The organism is Streptomyces sp. G-G2 (assembly GCF_030063135.1).
Classification (GTDB): domain Bacteria; phylum Actinomycetota; class Actinomycetes; order Streptomycetales; family Streptomycetaceae; genus Streptomyces.
In genome coordinates this window covers 33,448-51,926 of record NZ_JASISO010000006.1, presented here as the reverse complement: position 1 = coordinate 51,926, position 18,479 = coordinate 33,448, and the positions used below count along the sequence as shown (strand labels likewise).

Genomic DNA, 18,479 nt, shown 5'->3' with positions numbered 1-18,479 from the left:
GCCGCCCCGTACCTCGCGTCCTCGCGTCCTCGCGTCAGAGGGTTTCGCGGAGGCGGTCGGCGAACTCCTTCGGGTGCGCGAGGAATCCGGCGTGGTCGCCCGGGAACTCGACCGCCGGAGCGGAGCCGAGGCGGTCCGCCAGGGCGAGGGCCGTGCGGTGCGCGGTCTGGCCCCGGGAATCGGCGCCCACGCCGACGACGATGCGGCTGGTACCGGCGGCCAGGGCCCGGAAATCGGGCTGGTGGGTGACGGTGCCGTGCAGCTCGTGGCCGAAGAAGCGGGCGCTGTTCAGCAGGTCCTGCGGGGACGGCTCGAAGGGCGCCTCCGCGTCCCTGTCCGGCCCCGTATCCGCCGGGGTCGCCGCCGGGGCCTGCCGGGTCGCCTGGGGCGGGGCGTCGGCGCTGGTCGCCGGGGCTCCCGGGGCCGTGTCGATCGTGGCCATGAAGCGGGCCCAGGCCGCGCCCACGCCCTCCCGGCGGAACACCTCGACGACCGCCTCGGCATCGGCGCGGCGTTCGGCGGCGTCGGGGAGCAGTTCCAGCAGGGGCGGTTCGTGCGCGACGAGGGTCCGTACCCGCCCGGGGTGGCGGGCGACGAGCGCGAGGCCGGTCACGGCGCCGCCACTGCTGCCGAACACGTCGGCGGACTCCGCGCCCAGCGCGTCCAGGACGGCGGCGACGTCGTCGGCCCGCAGCTCCGGCGTGGAGTCCTGCCCGGGGTCGTCGAGCACACTGCCGGAGATGCCCCGGGGGTCGAGGGTGACCACGGTGTGGTCGGCGGCGAGAACCTCGGCGGGCCCGCCGAAGGCCGAGGCGTCCATCGGCGCTCCCAGCAGCAGGAGCAGCGGCCCGGCGCCGCGTACCTCGTAGTGCAGGAGGGCCCCGGGCACCCGGAGGGTGTGCGACTGGGGGTGGAGGCCGTCGGTGGCGGTCATGGCGGGTCCTTTGCTGGGTGTCGGGCGCGGTCACAGGTAGGACCGCGGGCGGCGGCGGAACTCATCGGTCGTCCGCACCCTGCCCTGTCGGCCCCTCGTGCGGGTGACGGGGTTGTCCACAACCTGGGGACCGTCCACAGGCCGGAGCGGGGTCCGGGGAATCGGCGGATCGTGTGGGGAGTCCGGGCAGGGTGCCCGGAGTTCACCTGGCGAAGGGTGTGGTGACCATGTCCGGTTCCACTCGATCCACCCGATCCTCACTCCCCGGCCCCGCCGGCCCCGCTGTCCCGGCCGTCCCGTGCGGGCCCGCGCACACGGTGCCCGACTTCGCCCCGCTGCGGGTGGGGCGCGGCGGGGACCGGTTGCGCAGGGCGGTGCGGCGCAGGCGGCGGGTGGTGGGTGCGGGGCTGGCGGTGACGGCGGCCGTGCTGGCCGCCGCCGTCGGGCCCGAGGCGCAGGCCTCGCGGGGCGCGCCGTCCCCGCCGCCGCGGCCGGTGGTGGCGCCCGCGGCGGGGGCGCGGCCGGTGCCGCTGGTGTCGGCGCCGGTGCGGATCGCGGACGCGGCGACCGTCCGGCTGCTGAGCCCGGGGGACCGGGTGGACGTGGTGGCGGCGGAGCGGGACGGGCCGCCGCGGGTGCTCGCGGAGTCGGCCCGGGTTGCCGAAGTACCCGATCCGGACAAGGGTGTCGGGGACGGTGGGGCGCTCGTGGTCCTGTCGGTGCCCCGGGACACCGCGCGGGCTCTCGTGGGGGCGGGTGCCATGACGCGGCTGGCGGTGACCCTGTGCTGACGCGTACGGGTACTCGCGATGACGTCTGCACTCGCACGCGGACTCGCACGCGCGCGCAGTCAAGTCACCTGAAGGTGGGCCCCGATTGGACACGCCGCGCCCGGACTGCCGTAGCTTTCGGAACCGTTGGCTCCGAGTTCAGTACGAGCGAAATGAGATGCAGTGGTGAGCGAGAAGAAGACCGGCGTTCTGGCAGGCTTCAAGGCCTTCCTGATGCGCGGCAACGTGGTCGACCTCGCGGTGGCCGTAGTCATCGGCGCGGCGTTCACGAACATCGTGAACTCCGTGGTGAAGGGGATCATCAGCCCGCTGGTCGGCGCGATCGGCACCAAGGACCTGGACGCGTACTCGTCCTGCCTGAAGAGCCCCTGCCAGACCAACGCCAAGGGCGAGGTCGTGTCCGGCATCCCCATCATGTGGGGTTCCGTGCTGAACGCGACGCTCAGCTTCCTGATCACCGCCGCCGTCGTCTACTTCCTGATGGTGCTGCCGATGGCGAAGTACCTCGCCAAGCAGGAGCTGCGCCGCAAGGCCAGGGAAGGCGTTCAGGAGACCATGGAGATCACCGAGCTGGAGGTGCTCAAGGAGATCCGCGACGCGCTCGTCGCTCAGCGGAACGCGGGCGGCCAGGGGCGCGACGCCTCGGCCTGACTCAGATGTGGTGCGGGGGCTTCTCGTCGAGGAAGCGGGCCAGATCGGCAGCGCTGTCCGCGGCGGCCGGCCGTTCGCCCCAGCCCCGGTCCGTGTCGTCCGACGACTGCCGGTCCAGCGGGTCGTCGAAGTCGAGCCTGGGCTTCGGCCGGGACCCGGCGGGCTGGGGTGACTGCGGGCCGGAGGCGGGGGCGGTACTCATGCCTCAAGGGTACGGCCGCCCCCGCGGCCGGTCAGCTGGGAGCTTCGGCGCCCTTGCGGGCGTAGAACCACCAGCAGACGACCAGACAGGTCGCGTAGAACCCGATGAACATCCACAGCGCGTTGGTGACCGCCATGGCGGCGAACATCGCCGGGATGAAGAAGAAGCCGTAGGCGGCGATCGCGGAGGAGAAGCCGGTGACGGCGCCCGCCTCCATCTCCGACTGCTTCAGGGCGGCGGCCTGCACCTCGGGGCCCTGACCCTCGGCCAGCTTCGCGTGCTGGTCCCGGAAGATGACCGGGATCTGCCGGAAGGTCGAGCCGTTGCCCATCCCGGAGAAGAAGAAGGCCACGAGGAAGCCGATGAAGAAGGTCCAGAAGCTTCCCTGGTCGCTTCCGGAAGGCAGCGCGAAGATCACCACGACCAGTGCGGCCGCCATGCCGACGAAGGACAGCATGGTGACCCTGGCCCCGCCGATCTTGTCGGAGAGCCAGCCACCCACCCACCGCATGATCGCGCCGACGAAGGGGCCGATCCAGGCATAGGTGGTGGCCTGGTAGCCCTGGGCCTCGAAGTTGTTCTTGATCAGCAGCGGCAGGCCCGCGGCGAAGCCGATGAAGGACCCGAAGGTGCCGACGTAGAGCCAGGTCATCAGCCAGTTGTGCTTGCGCTTGAAGATGATCTTCTGTGCGCTGAAGGGGGACGCGGCCACCTTGAGGTCGTTCATCAGGAACCACGCGAGCAGCGCCATGATGACCAGCAGCGGCACCCAGAGGAAGGCGCCGTTCTGCAGCCAGATGTCGGTGTCCTTCTTGGCGTCGTGCTGCGGTCCGCCCGCCGGGGCGCCGAGCACCGCGGCGGTGACCACCAGCGGCGCGACCAGCTGGACGACGCTGACGCCGAGGTTGCCGAGGCCGCCGTTGAGGCCGTTGGCGCTGCCCTTCTCCCGTTTGGGGAAGAAGAAGCCGATGTTGGCCATCGAGGACGCGAAGTTGGCGCCGCCTATGCCGCAGACGGCCGCGATCAGGGCCAGCTCCCAGTACGGCGTCCCGGTGTCCTGGAGCGCGAAGCCCAGCCACAGCATCGGGGCCACCAGGACCAGGGTGCTGAGCGCGGTGAACTTCCGCTCGCCGAAGATCGGCCCGATGAAGGTGTACAGGATCCGGAAGGTGCCGCCGGTGATGCCGGGAATGGCGGTCAGCCAGAACAGCTGCGATGTGGAGAAGCCGAAACCGACGTCGTTGAGCTTGACGACGGTGACCGACCAGACCTGCCAGACCACGAAGCCGAGCATCAGCGCGGGGATCGAGATCCACAGGTTGCGCTGGGCCACAGTGCGGCCGGTGGACTGCCAGAAGCCGTCGTCCTCGGGGCGCCAGTCCCCGATCGTGGCGCCCGGCTTGTAGGTCTCGGCCCGGTGGGACCGGGGCGCCCGCGAGGTGGGAGTGGGGGTGGGTATGGACATGGTCATCGGTCCTTCGGGTCGAGGAGCCACAGACCCAGCACGACCAGGAAGGACAGGAACAGGAATCCCGCCCCCCACCAGGCCGTGTGGGTATTGCCCTTCATCCACTCGTTGACGGTCACGGTCAGCGCCCAGAGCTGGCCGATCACGACGGTGAGGGCGAGGGCGAGACGGGCGTTGAGCTTCGAGGAGCGTTCCGGCTCCTGCTCGGTGCCCGCCCCCGGGCCGGGGCCCGTGTGCCGGATCCGGGGGTCGCCGTAGCCACTGGTGGCACGGATCTGGGGATAGCGCTCCCGGACCGGCCGGTTCAGCCGGGGCTGGGCGCTGCCGGGCACGTACTCGGGGCGCGGCGGGAGCCGCTCGTCGTTCATGTCCGCCTGCTCTCGGTGGCGCGGGCCCCGCCCGGGCAGCCCAGGCGGGCGGCCATGTCCGGGCGGGCCTCGCTGAACTGCCGGCACAGGGCGTCCTTGGCCGGCTCTCCGGACCGGGAGGTGGCCACGGCCCAGACGCTGCCGTCCACCTCCTCGGTCAGGAAGATCCTGGGCAGCGGGCGGGGCGGGGGGCCCGCGGTGACCTCGCCGGTGCGGGCGTCGAAGACGCCCTCGTGGCAGGGGCAGTACAGCTCCCCTTCCGGGCCGCGGTCCTCGCGCCAGAGCACCGCGCAGGCCAAGTGGGTGCACACGGCGGAGTAGCCGACGAGGGTGCCGTCCTTGAGGCGGACCGCGAGGGCCCGGTCCTCCTCGCCGGGGAACCGGAAGGCCACCGACTCCCCCGGCGGGAGCAGGTCGACGACCTTCTTGGCCTTGGGCGGCTTCTCGGAGTCGCCGTGCCGGTGCAGGATGCCCGCCGCCACGCCCACCCCGCCGACGGCGAGTCCGCCGGAGACGGTGGCGACGATCCGCAGGTAGTCGCGCCGGGTGGTCAGGGAGTCGGCGCTGATCCGGTCGCGGAGCTGCTCGGCGGCGGCGTCCACCCCCGTATCGGCGGCGGGTCCGCTGCCCGAGCCGGATCCGCCGCCGGGGCCAGGGCCGGAGTCGCCGCCGGGGGGCGGAGCGGGCTGTTCGGTGACGCTCATCGGACATCGACTCCGTTGATCTCGACGACGGGGAGCCCGCCCGGGACGGGCCACTGCACCTTGTCGGCGGGGACGACCATCGCCACCCCGGTCTGGACGACGACATCGCCGAAGACGAAGGAGTCGGCGACCTGGACGCCGGGGCGCTCGGCCTGGAGTTCCTCGAGGGTGCCGTAGAACAGCGCCCCGGTGGGGCAGACCGTGGCGCACATCGGGGCGAGGCCGTAGGCGGTGCGGTCGTAGCAGAGGTTGCACTTCATCTGCAGCTTCGCCTGGAGGTCGATCTTCGGGACGCCGAAGGGGCAGGCGTTGACGCAGTTGCCGCAGCCGATGCAGCGGGTGGTGTCGGCCTGCTGCACCACCCCGTCGGCGGTCACGAGGATCGCGTCGGCGGGACAGACCTCGGCGCAGGGCGCGACCGGGTCCTCACAGTGCATGCACACGGTGGGAAGGGAGGCGACGGACATGCCGGGGTCGGTGTAGTCCAGGTGGATCATCGATGTGCCGCGGTGCGAGTCGCATTCGCGGCAGGCGGAGACACACGCCTGGCAGCCGATGCAGCGGCCCGGGTCGATGAAGATCGTTCTGCCCATCATGGCGGGTCAGCTCCTGTCCGCCGTGCCGCGCCCCTGCGGGGACGAGGGTGGCAGGGGGTCGGTGCGGGAGACCTGGGTTTCCGGGTAGGCCACGTGCCCGGGGGCGGTCGGCGGGGCGGGCACCTCGTCGACCCGCTCGGCGGCCTCGATCCGGGCGGCGCAGACCTTGTACTCGGGGATCTTGGACCGGGGGTCGAGGGCGTCGATGGTCAGGGCGTTCGCGGCCGTCGGGACGGGCCAGTGGTAGGGGATGAAGACGGTGTCCGGGCGGATGGCCTCGGTGACCAGGGCCGGGAAGACCTCGCTGCCCCGGCGCGTGACCACCCGGACCGGATCGCCGTTGCGGAACCCGTGCGAGGGGTGGACCTCCACCCAGGGGCGCGGGGTCTGCTCGACCAGGGCACCCAGACGGCGGGTCTGGTTGCCGGAGAGGAAGTGCGCGACGGTGCGGCCCGTGGTGAGGGAGAGGGGGTACTCCTCGGTGTAGGCGTCCATGGGCGGATGCCACTCGACGACCTGCAGGTGGACCTTCTCGTCGGGGTGGAAGGTCTTGCCGCCCTCGAACAGCCGGGGGGTGCCCGGGTGGTCGGTGGAAGGGCACGGCCAGACGATGCCGCCGGTCTCCTCCAGGCGCTCGTAGGTGATCCCGTAGTAGTCGTTGACCGTGCCCGCGGAGGCGACTCGCAGCTCCTCGAAGACCTCGCGGGAGCCGGGGAAGTCGAATTTTTCGCCGACGCCGAGGCGGCGGGCCAGTTCGCACATCACCCAGGTGTCGGTGCGTACCCCGGCCGGGGGCTCCTGCGCCTTGTTGTGCTTGACGACGCGGGCCTCGGTGTTGGCCATGACGCCCTCGTCCTCGGCCCACACGGTGACCGGGAAGACCACGTGCGCGTTGGCGGCGGTCTCGGAGAGGAAGAAGTCGAACTGGGCGTGGAATTCGAGGGCGTCGTACCCCTCCTTGACCGTCGCGTAGTTGGGGAGCGAGACGAAAGGGTTGTTGCAGATGCCGATCAGACCGCGGATCTCGCGCCGCTGCATCTGCCAGACCATCTCCATCATGGAGGTGCCGGCGAGCGGGAGTTCGGATTCCTCGATGCCCCAGATCGCGCAGATCTGGCGGCGGTGCTCCTCGTTCATGATGGAGCGGCCGCCGGGCAGGAGGTCGGACTTCTGGCCGTGTTCGCGGCCGCCCTGACCGTTGCCCTGGCCGGTGATGGTGCCGTATCCGGCGCCCGGCTTGCCGAGGTTCCCGGTGGCCGTGCAGAGGTTGATGATCGACAGGCAGTTCTCGACGCCCTGGGAGTGGTGCTCCACGCCGCGCGCGTGCATGGCCATGGCGTTCCCGGCGCCCGCGAAGGCGCGGGCGACCTGGACGATCTGGGAGGCCGGGATCCCGCAGATCTCGGCGGAGCGGGAGGGCGGGTACTGCGCGACGGTCTTCTTGACCTCGTCCCAGCCCGTGGTGTGCTCGGCGAGGAAGGCCTCGTCGGTCAGTCCCTCTTCGACGACGACGTTGAGGACGGCGTTGAAGAAGGCCGAGTCGGTGCCGGGCTTGAGGGCGACGTGGATGTCGGCGGTCCGCGCGACCGCCGTCTCACGCGGGTCGATCACGATGAGGAGGGCTCCCCGGTCCCGGGCGCCCCACACGTACTGGGTCATCACGGGGAAGCACTCCCCCACGTTCGACCCGGCGATCAGCAGGCAGTCGGTGAGGAGGATGTCGGAGAAGGGGTTGCCCGCCCGGTCGATGCCGAAGGCCAGTTTGTTGGCCCCGGCGGCGCTGACCATGCACAGCCGGCCGTTGTAGTCCACGTGCCGGGTCTTGAGGGCGACCCGGCCGAACTTGCCGACCAGGTAGGTCTTCTCCGAGTACAGGCTGGCGCCGCCGAGCAGGCCGAAGGCGTCGTTGCCGTGCGCGGCCTGGATGCGCCGGACCTCGGCGACGGTGTGGTCCAGCGCCTCGTCCCAGGAGACCTCCTTGAAGGGTTCCTCGCGGGAGCGGCGCATCAGCGGGGCGGTCAGCCGGTCGGGGTGGTTGACCTGCTGGTAGGCGTTGATGCCCTTGGGGCACAGGCGCATCCGGTTGATGTCGTGGTTGCGCGGTTCGACGCCGAAGACCTTGCCGCCCTTGTCGACGCGCAGGTACATCCCGCACTGCACCCCGCAGAAGCAGCAGTGGGTGGGGACGAGGGTCTCGCCGTTCTGGTCGGCGTGCCACTGATCGGCCGGGATGCCGCCCGCGTCGCGGAAGTTGCGGGTTCCGGGCGGGGAGATCGAAGGGTCGAGCGGGATGCGCTGCTTGCTCACTTGAAGCCCTTCTTCACGTGGTCGAGGTACGCGCCGCCGCGCAGCACCCGCTTGCAGCGCGGGCAGTACTCCGCCCAGGCGTCGAAGTCGAGCTTCAGGTCCCGCATGGTGCCGCGCAGGTTCTCGACGTACGGGGCCGTGTCCACGGGCTCCCCGCACCGCTTGCAGGCGAAGACCTGGTCGTCCTGGCGGCCGGTGTACTTGAAGAGCTGCATCCCGACGGCCGCGGGCCGCTGCACGATGTGGAAGAACTTCCCGAAGGGGATGTAGATGAGGGTGAAGACCACCGAGACCATGTGCAGGATCGCCAGGAACTCGTACCCCCCGCCGTGCAGGAAGATCGACGAGAAGGTGAGCAGCAGCCCGGTCACCGAGATGACGATCAGCATGATGAGCGGGAGCAGGTCGTAGGCGAAGCGCTGCCCGGTGATGGCCCCGCGGTCCTTCATCCGCCGCCACAGGAAGTACGAGGCCCCGGGGATGACCAGGGCGGCGGCGATGTCGAGGCCGTGGAACATCAGCCAGCCCAGGATGTTCAGCGAGTCGAAGCCGAGCACCTTGAAGCCCCAGATGCGCATCTCGTAGCCGGGTCCCGAGGCGCTGTTCGAGGTGAAGGTGAACCAGCCCCAGGTCAGCGGGAAGGTGATCATCGCGGCCAGGACGCAGCCCCAGAAGATCAGCTGGTGGGCGGCCCAGCGGGCGTGCGAGCGGGCGCCGAGGAACTTCTGGAAGCCGAGGTAGGTGGCGATCATCTTCGGCAGCGCGGTGGGTGCCTTGCGGAAGTTGGCCGCCGAGAAGAGGCTGCCGAACCCCTTCTTGAAGAGACGGCGCGCGCCGGGCGCGGAGACCCAGACCGTGTAGCGGTAGGCGACGCCGAAGGCGAGGAAGACGGTGGCGACCGCGTACGGGAGCAGCGCCGAGTCGAAGTCGCGCAGCAGCCTGCTGCCCAGGACGATCGCGGCGATCAGGAGCAGCGAGACCACGGCGCCCGCCAGGGTGGCCCGCGCGGTGACGGACCGTCCCGCGCCCGGCTCCGGCCGCGGCGGGGGCTGCGGAACGGGCGCCTCGTCGGGGGGTGGCGCTGCGGCGAGTACTTCTGAGGGCTCGGGCACAGAACCACGCTAGGGCGTATGTCCTGGTTCAGCCCGTTATTAAGCCCTTATTGCTGAGCCATTCGAGCGAAGGCCATTCAGCGGGGCCGGTGCGGACCGCCCACACGGGCGGTCGTACGGGCGGTCGTGCGGACCGCCCGGGGCGGCGGATCAGACCGCAGTCAGGCCGCGGGCCGCGAAGACCGCCTTGGCCTCGGCGATCTGCTCGCCGGTCGGCGACGGCGTGTCGCGCAGCGAGAACTCCATGCCGAGCGCGTCCCACTTGCTCTCGCCGAGCTTGTGGAAGGGCAGTACGTCGACCCGCGAGACGTTGCCGAGTCCCCCGGCGAAGGCGGCGACACCCTCGACGTTCTCCCGGGCGTCGGTCAGCCCCGGCACCAGGACGAAGCGCAGGTGCACCTCCTTGCCGAGGCCGGCGAGGCGGCGGGCGAAGTCGAGGGTGGGTTCCAAGGGGCGGCCGGTGACGCGCTGGTAGGTCTCCCGGTCCCAGGACTTGATGTCCAGGAGCACCAGGTCCACATCGCGCAGCAGCGCGTCGGCGGCGCGGGCCCCGAGGAAGCCGGAGGTGTCCAGGGCGGTGTGCAGCCCGAGGTCGTGCTTCATCCGGTGCAGCAGCTCGCCCGCGAAGACCGGCTGGAGCAGCGGCTCGCCGCCGGAGATGGTGGCGCCGCCGCCGGAGGCGGTGATGAACCGGGTGTACTTGCCCGCCTCGGCGATCACGTCGTCGGCGGAGGTCCGCCTGCCGTTGCGCATCCGCAGGGTGTCGGGGTTGTGGCAGTACAGGCAGGCCAGCGGGCAGCCCGCCAGGAACGTCACGAACCGGGTCCCGGGGCCGTCCACACCGGTCGACAGGTCCCAGGAGTGCACGGAGCCCTCGCTCGGCCGCTGGGTCGCCGCGGCGGCGGGGGTCCGGGGGCTTCGGCCCGGGCTCACGGGGACGGCGTTGGCGGCGCCGACGGGGATGTTCGTACCGAACAGGACGGTCATGGCAGGTGCTCCAGATGCGAGAGGCTGATCTGGTGTGGGGCCGGGTGATCGGGTGGGGCGGTGGGAGTCGCGCGGTCCCGGGGCCGGGGCGGGAGGCCCCGCCCCGGGCCGCACGGGTCATGGCGCCCCGTGAGCCCCGCGAGGCCCCGCGAGGCTCGCGCGGCCCGTCGGCGTCCTACAGCGAGCCGTGGAACGTGCGGTTCAGCACGTCCAGTTGCTGCGCGCGGGTCAGCCGGACGAAGTTCACCGCGTACCCGCTCACGCGGATGGTCAGCTGCGGGTAGTCCTCCGGGTGCTCCATGGCGTCCATGAGCGTGTCGCGGTTGAGCACGTTGACGTTCATGTGGAAGCCGTCGCTGGCCATGTAGCCGTCGAGGACACCCGCCAGGTTCTTGATCCGCTCCTCGGGGGTGCGGCCCAGGCCGTCGGGGGTGACCGTGTTGGTCAGCGAGATGCCGTCCTCGGCGTCCTCGTACGGCAGCTTGGCGACCGACAGGGCCGAGGTGACGTAGCCGTGGGTGTCGCGGCCGTTCATCGGGTTGGCGCCCGGGGAGAACGGCTCGCCCGCGCGGCGGCCGTCCGGCGTGTTGCCGGTCTTCTTGCCGTAGACGACGTTCGAGGTGATGGTCAGCACCGACTGGGTGTGCTCGGCGCCGCGGTAGGTCGCGTGCCCCCGCACCTTCTTCATGAACTCCTCGACCAGCCAGACCGCGATGTCGTCGACCCGGTCGTCGTTGTTGCCGTACGCCGGGTACTCGCCCTCGGTCACGTAGTCGGTGACCAGGCCGGTCTCGTCGCGGACCGGGGTGACCCCGGCGTACTTGATGGCGGCCAGCGAATCCGCCGCGACCGAGAGACCGGCGATGCCGCAGGCCATCGTGCGGCGCACGTCGCGGTCGTGGAGCGCCATCTCGATGCGCTCGTAGGCGTACTTGTCGTGCATGTAGTGGATGACGTTGAGCGCGTGCACGTAGGTGCCCGCGAGCCATTCCATCTGCTCGTCGAACTTGGCCATGACCTCGTCGTAGTCGAGCACCTCCGAGGTCAGCGCGCCGGTCGAGGGGCCGACCTGGGCGCCGGACTTCTCGTCCCGGCCGCCGTTGATCGCGTAGAGCAGGGTCTTGGCGACGTTCACGCGGGCGCCGAAGTACTGCATCTGCTTGCCGACGGGCATCGCCGAGACGCAGCACGCGATGGCGGTGTCGTCGCCGAAGCGCGGACGCATCAGCTCGTCCGATTCGTACTGGACCGACGAGGTGTCGATGGAGACCCGGGCGCAGAACTCCTTGAAGCCCTGCGGCAGCCGCGGCGACCAGAAGACCGTCATGTTCGGCTCGGGGGCCGGGCCGAGGTTGTAGAGGGTCTGGAGGTAGCGGAAGGAGGACTTGGTGACCAGCGGGCGGCCGTCCTCGCCCATGCCCGCGATCGACTCGGTGACCCAGGTGGGGTCGCCGGAGAACAGCTCGTCGTAGTCCGGGGTGCGCAGGAAGCGCACGATGCGGAGCTTGATGATGAAGTCGTCCACCAGCTCCTGGGCCGCTTCCTCCGTCAGGAGACCGGCTTCGATGTCGCGCTGGAGGTAGACGTCGATGAAGGTGGAGGTGCGGCCCAGCGACATGGCCGCGCCGTTCTGCTCCTTCACGGCGGCGAGGTAGCCGAAGTACAGCCACTGGACGGCCTCGTGGCCGCTGCCCGCCGGGCCGGAGATGTCGCGGCCGTAGGAGGCCGCCATGGCCTTCAGCTCGGCGAGCGCGCGGATCTGCTCGGCGAGTTCTTCGCGCAGGCGGATCGTCTCTTCCAGCGAGCGGTCGCCCGCGGGGAGGGCGTTCAGCTCCTCCTTCTCCTCCTTCTTCACGGCGATGAGGCGGTCGACGCCGTAGAGGGCCACGCGGCGGTAGTCGCCGATGATGCGGCCGCGGCCGTAGGCGTCGGGCAGCCCGGTGACGATGCCCGCCTTGCGGGCGGCGCGGATCTCGGGGGTGTAGGCGTCGAAGACACCGGCGTTGTGGGTCTTGCGGTACTCCGTGAAGACCTTCTCCAGGTCCTCGGAGACCGGGTAGCCGTAGGTCTCCAGGGCGCCGGCGACCAGGCGCCAGCCCCCGTACGGCATGATCGCGCGCTTGAGCGGGGCGTCCGTCTGGAGGCCGACGATCAGGTCCTTGTCGCGGTCGATGTAGCCGGGAGCGTGCGCGGTGATCGTGGAGGGGATGTCGTGCGCGACGTCGTAGACGCCCTTCTCGCGCTCCTCCGGGAACTTGTCCGTGATCGCCTTCCACACGGCGGTGGTGCGCTCGGTCGGGCCCGCGAGGAAGGAGTCGTCACCCTCGTACGGCGTGTAGTTCTGCTGGATGAAGTCGCGGACGTCGATGGCGTCGCGCCACAGTCCGCCCTTGAAGCCGTTCCAGGCTCCGCCGTTCTTCGTGGTTTCCGCAGGGGTGGCAGTCATCGCCCGCACCTTCCGAGTCGCCTCATTGCTTGCCTCCATTGGACGCCTTTTGATCGATCATTTACGGCCGCGTTGGTCCCCACCTGACGCCCGAAGGTCCCGCGCAATCCGCCTTCCAGCCCCCTACCCCGCCCCTGACCTGGCATTTCGAGCCGGACCAAAGTCCTTGGTTCGCTTGTGAATACATTCACAAAGATGTCGGCGTGTGTGTCCGTACGCACCGACGGGGCCGGAGTCACCAGGACTCCGGCCCCGTCGGGGGCACCTGCGGCACGGGCACGCGCAGCCCTCAGCTGGGCGCCTCCGCGCCCTTGCGGGCGTAGAAGTACCAGGCCACGACCACACAGCTGGCATAGAAGGCCACGAAGCCCCACATCGCGCTCGTCACGGCGAAGTTCGCGAACATCGCCGGAATGAAGAAGAACCCGTACGCGGCGATCGCGGCGGTGAAACCGGTGACCGCGCCCGACTCGATCTCCGCCTGCTTCAGCGCGGCCGCGTACCGCGGGGTGCCCTCCGCCAGGCCCTTCAGGTGCTGGCCTCGGAAGATGACCGGGATCTGCCGGAAGGTCGAGCCGTTGCCGATGCCGGAGAAGAAGAACGCCGACAGGAAGCAGAGGAAGAAGCCGTGGAAGGAGCCGGGATCGGAGCCCGCGGGCAGGAAGGTGATCACGCCGATGATCGACGCGGCCATGCCCACGAACGACAGGATCGTGACCCGCGCCCCGCCCAGCTTGTCCGCGATCCAGCCGCCCGCCCACCGGGCCAGGGCGCCCAGGGCCGGGCCCATCCAGGCGTAGGTGGCCACCGAGTACGCCGGGAAGGTGGTCTTGATCAGCAGCGGCAGGGCCGCCGCGAAGCCGATGAAGGAGCCGAAGGTGCCGACGTAGAGCCAGGTCATCACCCAGTTGTGCTTGCGCTTGAAGATGACCTTCTGCTGGCCGAAGGGGGTGGCGGCGACCTTGAGGTCGTTCTGCCCGAACCAGGCCACCACCGCGAGGACCACCAGCACCGGCACCCACACGAAGGCGGCGTTCTGGAGGTAGATCTCCGAGCCGTTCGCCTTCTTCTGGCCCGCGCCGATCGCCAGCACCGAGGAGGTGATCAGGATCGGGGTCAGCAGCTGCACCACCGAGACGCCCAGGTTGCCCAGGCCGCCGTTGATGCCGGTCGCGTTGCCCTTCTCCTGCTTCGGGTAGAAGAAGCCGATGTTGGCGAGCGAGGACGAGAAGTTGGCGCCGCCGATGCCGCAGAGCGCGGCGATCGCGACCATCGTGGTGTACGAGGTCTGCGGGTCCTGGACCGCGAAGCCCAGCCACAGCAGCGGAACGATCAGGACGACCGTGGAGAGCGCGGTGAAACGGCGCTGGCCGATCATCGGACCGAGGAAGGTGTAGAAGACGCGGGCGGTACCGCCCGTGATGCCCGGGACGGCCGTCAGCCAGAACAGCTGCGACTGGCTGAAGCCGAAGCCGACGTCCTTGAGGTTGGTGGCCGTGATGCTCCAGACCTGCCACACCACGAAGGCCACCAGCAGCGCGGGCACCGCGATCCACAGGTTGCGGGTGGCGACCTTCTTGCCGGTGGACCGCCAGAAGGACGGATCCTCCGGAGTCCATTCGGTGATGGTGCGGCCGGGCCGGTACTGCGCCGGGTCGGGCGCCTGCGCGCGGCCGGTCGCCGGGCGCACGTCCTGGGTGGCGGAACTCATGGCGTGTCCTGAACGTTGGGAATCGTGCTGGGAGTCCTGACGTATCCAGAGTCCGCCCCGGGCCGTGTCCCGCGTCAGGGGACAACGTCGTGTGGGCGACAGGACAAGGTCCTGTCGCCCACAGTGCGTTGGTCGCGCGCCCGCGCTGCCGTAAGGCTGCCGCTGAGGCTCCCACTACGGCTACGGCTACGGCTCCGCACCCGGGCTCGGTGGTGGTCCCGCTGCTGCCCGGCGACGGCTTCCACCGCCGGATCGACCTCCCCGCGCTACTGGAGGGGCTGGTGGTGGACCGCTACGAGTCCGCGCGGGGTACCAGGATGCGGCGGGCCGCGCGCCTGGCCTGCCAGGCGGCCCGGCACTGCTGTGATTGCCGGTATGGCATACGTACCCATGACCGCCCGGAGTCCCGACGAGGGCCACCGGGCGGCGACCCCGCTGGAACTGTTCTTCGACCTGTGTTTCGTCGTCGCCGTGGCGCAGGCGGGCGCCCGGCTGGTGCACGCGCTGGCCGAGGGGCACGTGGGCGCGGGGATCAGCGGTTACCTGTTCGTCTTCTTCGGCGTGTTCTGGGCCTGGGTCAACTTCTCCTGGTTCTCGTCCGCCTACGACACCGATGACGTCCCGTACCGGATCGCGGTCCTGGTCCAGATCGCCGGCGTGCTGGTCTACGCGGCGGGCGTGCCCCGTGCCTTCGACTCCAACGACTGGACCATCGCGGTCATCGGCTACCTGGTGATGCGGGCGGCGCTGACCGCGCAGTGGCTGCGGGCCGCCGTCGGGGAGAGCGGCCGGGCGCGGCGCGCCGCGCTCTTCTACGCGGTGGGGCTGCTGGTGTGCCAGTGCGGCTGGGTGGCGCTGCTGGTGGCGCCCGCGCCGGCCCGGCACTGGCTGTTCCTGGTGATGGTGGTGGCGGAGCTGTCGGTTCCGATGATCGCCGAGCGCTACCACCAGACGCCGTGGCACGCCCATCACATCGTGGAGCGGTACGGGCTGTTCACCTTGATCGTGCTCGGCGAGACCGTGTCCGCGAGCACGGTCGCCGTGCAGTCGGCCCTGGACGAGGAGGAGGTGCTGGGCGAGCTGCTGCCGATCGCGGCGGGCGCGCTACTGCTGGTGTTCGCCGCCTGGTGGATCTATTTCGCGGTGCCCGCGCACGAGCGGGTGACGGACAACCGGGCGGCGATCCCGTGGGGTTACGGGCACTTCGCGATCCTCGGGTCGGCCGCGGCGATCGGCGCGGGCGTCGAGGTGTCGGTGGAGCAGGCGGTCGGCAAGGCCCACGTCTCGCTGCTGGCCGCGAACCTGGGGGTCACCGTGCCCGCCGCGCTGTTCCTGGCCGTGGTGTGGCTGCTGCACGCGAGGCACTTCAAGCAGGGCGCGGCCCAGCAGCTGCTGCTGCCGGTGGCGGCGCTGGCGGTGCTGGGCTGCGCCTGGACGGGCCAGCAGGCGGTGCTGTGGGCGGGGCTGGTGGCGGCGGCCACTGTGGCGCTGGGCGTGACCTTGCGGCACCGGGCGCGTTCAGAAGCGTGAGTGCGGGGGCCGCGGGGGACGGCGGGGGCGCACGAGGCTCCAGGGCGCCCTGGACACCCTGACCATCTGGAAGAAGGTGCGGGCCATGACGGTCCCGGCACAGCGGCATCCGTCCGACACCGATCTCGCCGACCCGGCGTTCTGGCAGCTCCCCCCGGAGGCCCGGATCGCGGCCTTCGCGCGGCTGCGGGCCCTGGACGGCCCGCGCCGGTTCGTCGAGCGCCCGGCGTCCTGGCGCCGTCCCGAGCGCGCGCACTGGGCGCTCGTACGGCACGCGGACGTGCAGGAGGCGAGCAGGCTGCCCAAGGTGTTCGCGAGCGCGCCGGGGGTGACCACGCCGGAGCCGGCCCGCTGGGTGCGGGCGCTGTTCGGGGACTCGATGGTCAACCTGGACGGTCCGGACCACGCGCAGCTGCGCAAGATCGTGCAACGGGCCTTCACCCCGCGGCTGCTGGCCGCGGCCGAGGCGGACGTCCACGCGGTGGCCGCGCGGATCGTGGACGACGTACTGGCCGAGCGGCCCGCGGAGTTCGTCTCGGCGGTCTCCTCGCGGCTGCCCTTGGACGTCATCTGCAACATGATGGGGATTCCCGAGGAGTACCGGTCGGAGATCGCCGACCGGGTCAACCACGCCTCGGAGAACATCGGTGTGGAGCGCGGCCTGACCGCGCGGCTGCGGATGCCGGGCCGCGGGCTGCGGGCGCTGGCCCGGATGCAGCGGATGGTCGCGGGGATCGCCGAGGAGCGGCGGCGGGCCCCCGGCGACGACCTGATCTCGGCGCTGGTGACCGCGAACGTGGACGGCCAGGCCTTGGGCGTGCGTCAACTGGGCGCGTTCTTCTCGCTGTTGATGGTGGCGGGAGTGGAGACCACCCGGAACGCGATCACCCACGGGCTGGCCCTGCTGACCGATCACCCGGACCAGCGCGCGCTGTTGCTGGGGGACTTCGAGAAGTACGCCGATGGCGCGGTGGACGAGATGGTCCGGCACTCGACGCCGATCATCCAGTTCCGCCGCACGGTGGTGGCCGAACACACCCTGGGCGGGCACCTGTTCACGCCGGGCGACAAGGTGGTGCTGTACTACGCGTCCGCCAATCGCGACGAGGCGGTCTTCCCGGATCCGGACGCCTTCGACATCACCCGCTCGCCCAACCCGCACCTGGGCTTCGGGGGCGGCGGTCCGCACTTCTGCCTGGGCGCCCACCTGGCCCGGGTGGAGATGAAGGCGCTGTTCCGCGAGCTGTTGAGCCGCCCGGTGGGGCTGCGCGCGGTGGGACTGCCCGAGCTGGCCGGGTCGAACTTCGACAACCGGGTCCGGTCGCTGCGGTTCGCGTTCGACACCTGAGCCGCCACACCCGCACGCGGAGGGCGTACGACCGCCCGCGCGGGCCGGCCACCGGGCAGGCTGGGGGCCCGGCGGCCGGCGGTCGGCGCCCCGCGCCCGGTGGCTACTTCTTGAGCCGCTGCACCCGCAGCACCGCGTGCACGCTGCTGGTCAGGACCTCTTCGTCGCCGACGAACTGCTGCAGCGCCTCGGCGTCGAGGGGCTCGCCGGGCTTGGCCTGGGGCCAGGGGCGGGTGGCGAAGAGGAAGTAGACCTCGTCGCTGTCGGCGGCCGCGGCCACCCACTCCGGCGGCGCGGTGCACCGGGCGTTGAGGCCGATGTCCTCGCCCACGACGGTGAGCGCGACCTGGTCGCCCTCGACGAGGATCTTCACCGGGAACTTGTGGGGGTGGGTGGTGCCGTCCAGCACCTCGTCGCCGATCCGCAGCCCCAGGTGCTCCAGCAGCCCGCGCGCGGACGATTCCGCGGCCTCGTGACCGTGCGGGCAGTCGCCCAGGGTGTAGGCGATGAGGTACGGAATGTTGTGCCCGTCCTCGGGGTCGCCGATCCACGCGAGCACCGAAAGGGTGCCAAGGTGGGACCGGTCGAGTTCGGTGTGAGTCGAAGTCATGGCCCGCACCTTAGTGGCCTTTCCCCCCGCTATTTCCCGGCGCTTCACCCGGGTGGGTTCAGACCGCCCAGAATCCCTCTCCGGAATTCGCCTGCGTGTTCGCGTCCTGGTACTGGAGGCGTACGATCCGCACGTTTTCCGGGATTTCGAACGCGACCCATCCCTCGGCCCGGTCACCGACCGAAAGCGAATCGAAGACGAGGGGCTTGCCGGTGGTCAGCCCGCCCGTCTTCACCGCCGGATAGCGCTGTCCCGCGCTGTCGTACGCCCACATGCTCCCGAGCGCCCCGTACGTCGACCCGCCCACGTTGACGAAGGACATCCCGGCCCCCACCCAGCGCTTGCCCGCGGCCGGGGCGAAGGTCTGGTCGACACTGACCGCCGGGTCGACGTACGCGGTGAGCACCGCCTGGAGGTGCCTGCCCACCTGCTGACCGCGCACTCGTACGGGGTCACCCACATGGGCTTCCTTGACGGCCGGGCCCGCGAGCGCGCCCGGGGCCGCCGCGGCCTCCTCGTCGGCGCCGCCGGGCACGCCGTCGTCGACGGGGACGGCCGGGGCGGCGGCGGGCGCGAGCGCGGCCCCCTCGGGGGCGCTCTGGCAGGCGGTGGACCCGAACAGCAGGAGGGGCAGGAGGGCGAGGGCGAGAACGGAGGCGGGCTGGCGCATGCGGGATCCCTTCGGGGATGTATTGCGGCCAGTCTCACGCGCCC

The 18,479-nt window shown here is 71.0% G+C and carries 17 protein-coding genes; 4 read left to right on the top strand and 13 right to left on the bottom strand.

Going from position 1 to position 18,479, the window contains the following annotated elements:
* Positions 1-34: 34 nt before the first annotated feature.
* A complete protein-coding gene (locus tag QMF80_RS06785; RefSeq protein ID WP_283450487.1) occupies positions 35-934 on the bottom strand; it encodes an alpha/beta fold hydrolase in 900 nt (299 codons plus the stop codon).
* A 317-nt stretch (positions 935-1,251) separates the two neighbouring features.
* Between QMF80_RS06785 and QMF80_RS06780 the strand changes: the two genes are divergently transcribed.
* Together QMF80_RS06780 and mscL are read left to right on the top strand one after the other, a co-directional pair.
* Positions 1,252-1,725 carry a hypothetical protein gene (locus tag QMF80_RS06780; protein WP_349372188.1) on the top strand — a complete coding sequence of 158 codons (474 nt, stop codon included), beginning with the start codon at positions 1,252-1,254 and terminating at the stop codon, positions 1,723-1,725.
* Positions 1,726-1,890: 165 nt separating this feature from the next.
* Positions 1,891-2,376: a large conductance mechanosensitive channel protein MscL gene (gene mscL / locus QMF80_RS06775; protein WP_283450484.1), complete on the top strand. Its 486-nt coding sequence runs from the start codon at positions 1,891-1,893 to the stop codon at positions 2,374-2,376.
* 1 nt (position 2,377) lies between these two features.
* On the opposite strand, the gene QMF80_RS06770 is transcribed toward mscL, so the two are convergent.
* The 10 genes from QMF80_RS06770 to QMF80_RS06725 all read right to left on the bottom strand — a co-directional run bounded on the left by QMF80_RS06770 (position 2,378) and on the right by QMF80_RS06725 (position 14,277).
* The gene (locus QMF80_RS06770; protein WP_283450481.1) at positions 2,378-2,578 is read right to left on the bottom strand and encodes a hypothetical protein; all 201 of its coding nucleotides are present in this window, start codon (positions 2,576-2,578) and stop codon (positions 2,378-2,380) included.
* A 31-nt stretch (positions 2,579-2,609) separates the two neighbouring features.
* Complete coding sequence (locus QMF80_RS06765; RefSeq protein WP_283450480.1) at positions 2,610-4,043, bottom strand: NarK family nitrate/nitrite MFS transporter; 1,434 nt, start codon at positions 4,041-4,043, stop codon at positions 2,610-2,612.
* 2 nt (positions 4,044-4,045) lie between these two features.
* Entirely contained in the window at positions 4,046-4,414 is a 369-nt protein-coding gene (locus QMF80_RS06760) for a hypothetical protein (RefSeq protein WP_283450478.1), read from the bottom strand.
* Entirely contained in the window at positions 4,411-5,118 is a 708-nt protein-coding gene (locus QMF80_RS06755) for a QcrA and Rieske domain-containing protein (RefSeq protein WP_283450476.1), read from the bottom strand. Before QMF80_RS06755 ends, QMF80_RS06760 begins: the two co-directional genes overlap by 4 nt.
* Positions 5,115-5,714 (bottom strand): 4Fe-4S dicluster domain-containing protein, encoded by a 600-nt coding sequence (locus QMF80_RS06750; RefSeq protein ID WP_283450474.1) that lies wholly within the window; start codon positions 5,712-5,714, stop codon positions 5,115-5,117. Before QMF80_RS06750 ends, QMF80_RS06755 begins: the two co-directional genes overlap by 4 nt.
* 6 nt (positions 5,715-5,720) lie before the next feature.
* Positions 5,721-8,021, bottom strand: coding sequence for a molybdopterin oxidoreductase family protein (locus QMF80_RS06745; RefSeq protein ID WP_283450473.1), 2,301 nt, complete (start codon positions 8,019-8,021; stop codon positions 5,721-5,723).
* Positions 8,018-9,133 (bottom strand): MFS transporter, encoded by a 1,116-nt coding sequence (locus QMF80_RS06740; protein ID WP_283450471.1) that lies wholly within the window; start codon positions 9,131-9,133, stop codon positions 8,018-8,020. The genes QMF80_RS06745 and QMF80_RS06740 overlap by 4 nt, the downstream gene beginning before the upstream one ends.
* Before the next feature lie 150 nt (positions 9,134-9,283).
* Positions 9,284-10,120, bottom strand: a complete 837-nt coding sequence (pflA, locus tag QMF80_RS06735) for a pyruvate formate-lyase-activating protein (RefSeq protein WP_283450469.1) — start codon at positions 10,118-10,120, stop codon at positions 9,284-9,286.
* Positions 10,121-10,295: 175 nt separating this feature from the next.
* Positions 10,296-12,566 carry a formate C-acetyltransferase gene (pflB, locus tag QMF80_RS06730; RefSeq protein ID WP_283450467.1) on the bottom strand — a complete coding sequence of 757 codons (2,271 nt, stop codon included), beginning with the start codon at positions 12,564-12,566 and terminating at the stop codon, positions 10,296-10,298.
* Positions 12,567-12,855: 289 nt separating this feature from the next.
* Positions 12,856-14,277 (bottom strand): NarK family nitrate/nitrite MFS transporter, encoded by a 1,422-nt coding sequence (locus tag QMF80_RS06725; RefSeq protein WP_283450465.1) that lies wholly within the window; start codon positions 14,275-14,277, stop codon positions 12,856-12,858.
* A 375-nt stretch (positions 14,278-14,652) separates the two neighbouring features.
* Here QMF80_RS06725 and QMF80_RS06720 point away from each other — a divergent pair, with 375 nt between their 5' ends.
* Together QMF80_RS06720 and QMF80_RS06715 are read left to right on the top strand one after the other, a co-directional pair.
* Complete coding sequence (locus QMF80_RS06720; protein WP_283450463.1) at positions 14,653-15,807, top strand: low temperature requirement protein A; 1,155 nt, start codon at positions 14,653-14,655, stop codon at positions 15,805-15,807.
* A gap of 85 nt (positions 15,808-15,892) precedes the next feature.
* Positions 15,893-17,155 (top strand): cytochrome P450, encoded by a 1,263-nt coding sequence (locus QMF80_RS06715; RefSeq protein WP_283450461.1) that lies wholly within the window; start codon positions 15,893-15,895, stop codon positions 17,153-17,155.
* 103 nt (positions 17,156-17,258) lie between these two features.
* Here QMF80_RS06715 and QMF80_RS06710 read toward each other — a convergent pair whose 3' ends face one another.
* Together QMF80_RS06710 and QMF80_RS06705 are read right to left on the bottom strand one after the other, a co-directional pair.
* Positions 17,259-17,765 (bottom strand): DUF5949 family protein, encoded by a 507-nt coding sequence (locus QMF80_RS06710; protein ID WP_283450459.1) that lies wholly within the window; start codon positions 17,763-17,765, stop codon positions 17,259-17,261.
* 58 nt (positions 17,766-17,823) lie between these two features.
* A complete protein-coding gene (locus tag QMF80_RS06705; RefSeq protein WP_283450458.1) occupies positions 17,824-18,435 on the bottom strand; it encodes a DUF4352 domain-containing protein in 612 nt (203 codons plus the stop codon).
* Positions 18,436-18,479: the final 44 nt, after the last annotated feature.

Coding starts and splice junctions, on each gene's coding strand:
- QMF80_RS06705 (WP_283450458.1), bottom strand. CDS start 18,435: ATGCGCCAGCCCGCCTCCGTTCTCGCCCTCGCCCTCCTGCCCCTCCTG.
- QMF80_RS06765 (WP_283450480.1), bottom strand. CDS start 4,043: ATGTCCATACCCACCCCCACTCCCACCTCGCGGGCGCCCCGGTCCCAC.
- QMF80_RS06755 (WP_283450476.1), bottom strand. CDS start 5,118: ATGAGCGTCACCGAACAGCCCGCTCCGCCCCCCGGCGGCGACTCCGGC.
- QMF80_RS06710 (WP_283450459.1), bottom strand. CDS start 17,765: ATGACTTCGACTCACACCGAACTCGACCGGTCCCACCTTGGCACCCTT.
- QMF80_RS06750 (WP_283450474.1), bottom strand. CDS start 5,714: ATGATGGGCAGAACGATCTTCATCGACCCGGGCCGCTGCATCGGCTGC.
- QMF80_RS06760 (WP_283450478.1), bottom strand. CDS start 4,414: ATGAACGACGAGCGGCTCCCGCCGCGCCCCGAGTACGTGCCCGGCAGC.
- pflB (WP_283450467.1), bottom strand. CDS start 12,566: ATGACTGCCACCCCTGCGGAAACCACGAAGAACGGCGGAGCCTGGAAC.
- pflA (WP_283450469.1), bottom strand. CDS start 10,120: ATGACCGTCCTGTTCGGTACGAACATCCCCGTCGGCGCCGCCAACGCC.
- QMF80_RS06770 (WP_283450481.1), bottom strand. CDS start 2,578: ATGAGTACCGCCCCCGCCTCCGGCCCGCAGTCACCCCAGCCCGCCGGG.
- QMF80_RS06720 (WP_283450463.1), top strand. CDS start 14,653: ATGGCATACGTACCCATGACCGCCCGGAGTCCCGACGAGGGCCACCGG.
- QMF80_RS06715 (WP_283450461.1), top strand. CDS start 15,893: ATGACGGTCCCGGCACAGCGGCATCCGTCCGACACCGATCTCGCCGAC.
- QMF80_RS06785 (WP_283450487.1), bottom strand. CDS start 934: ATGACCGCCACCGACGGCCTCCACCCCCAGTCGCACACCCTCCGGGTG.
- QMF80_RS06725 (WP_283450465.1), bottom strand. CDS start 14,277: ATGAGTTCCGCCACCCAGGACGTGCGCCCGGCGACCGGCCGCGCGCAG.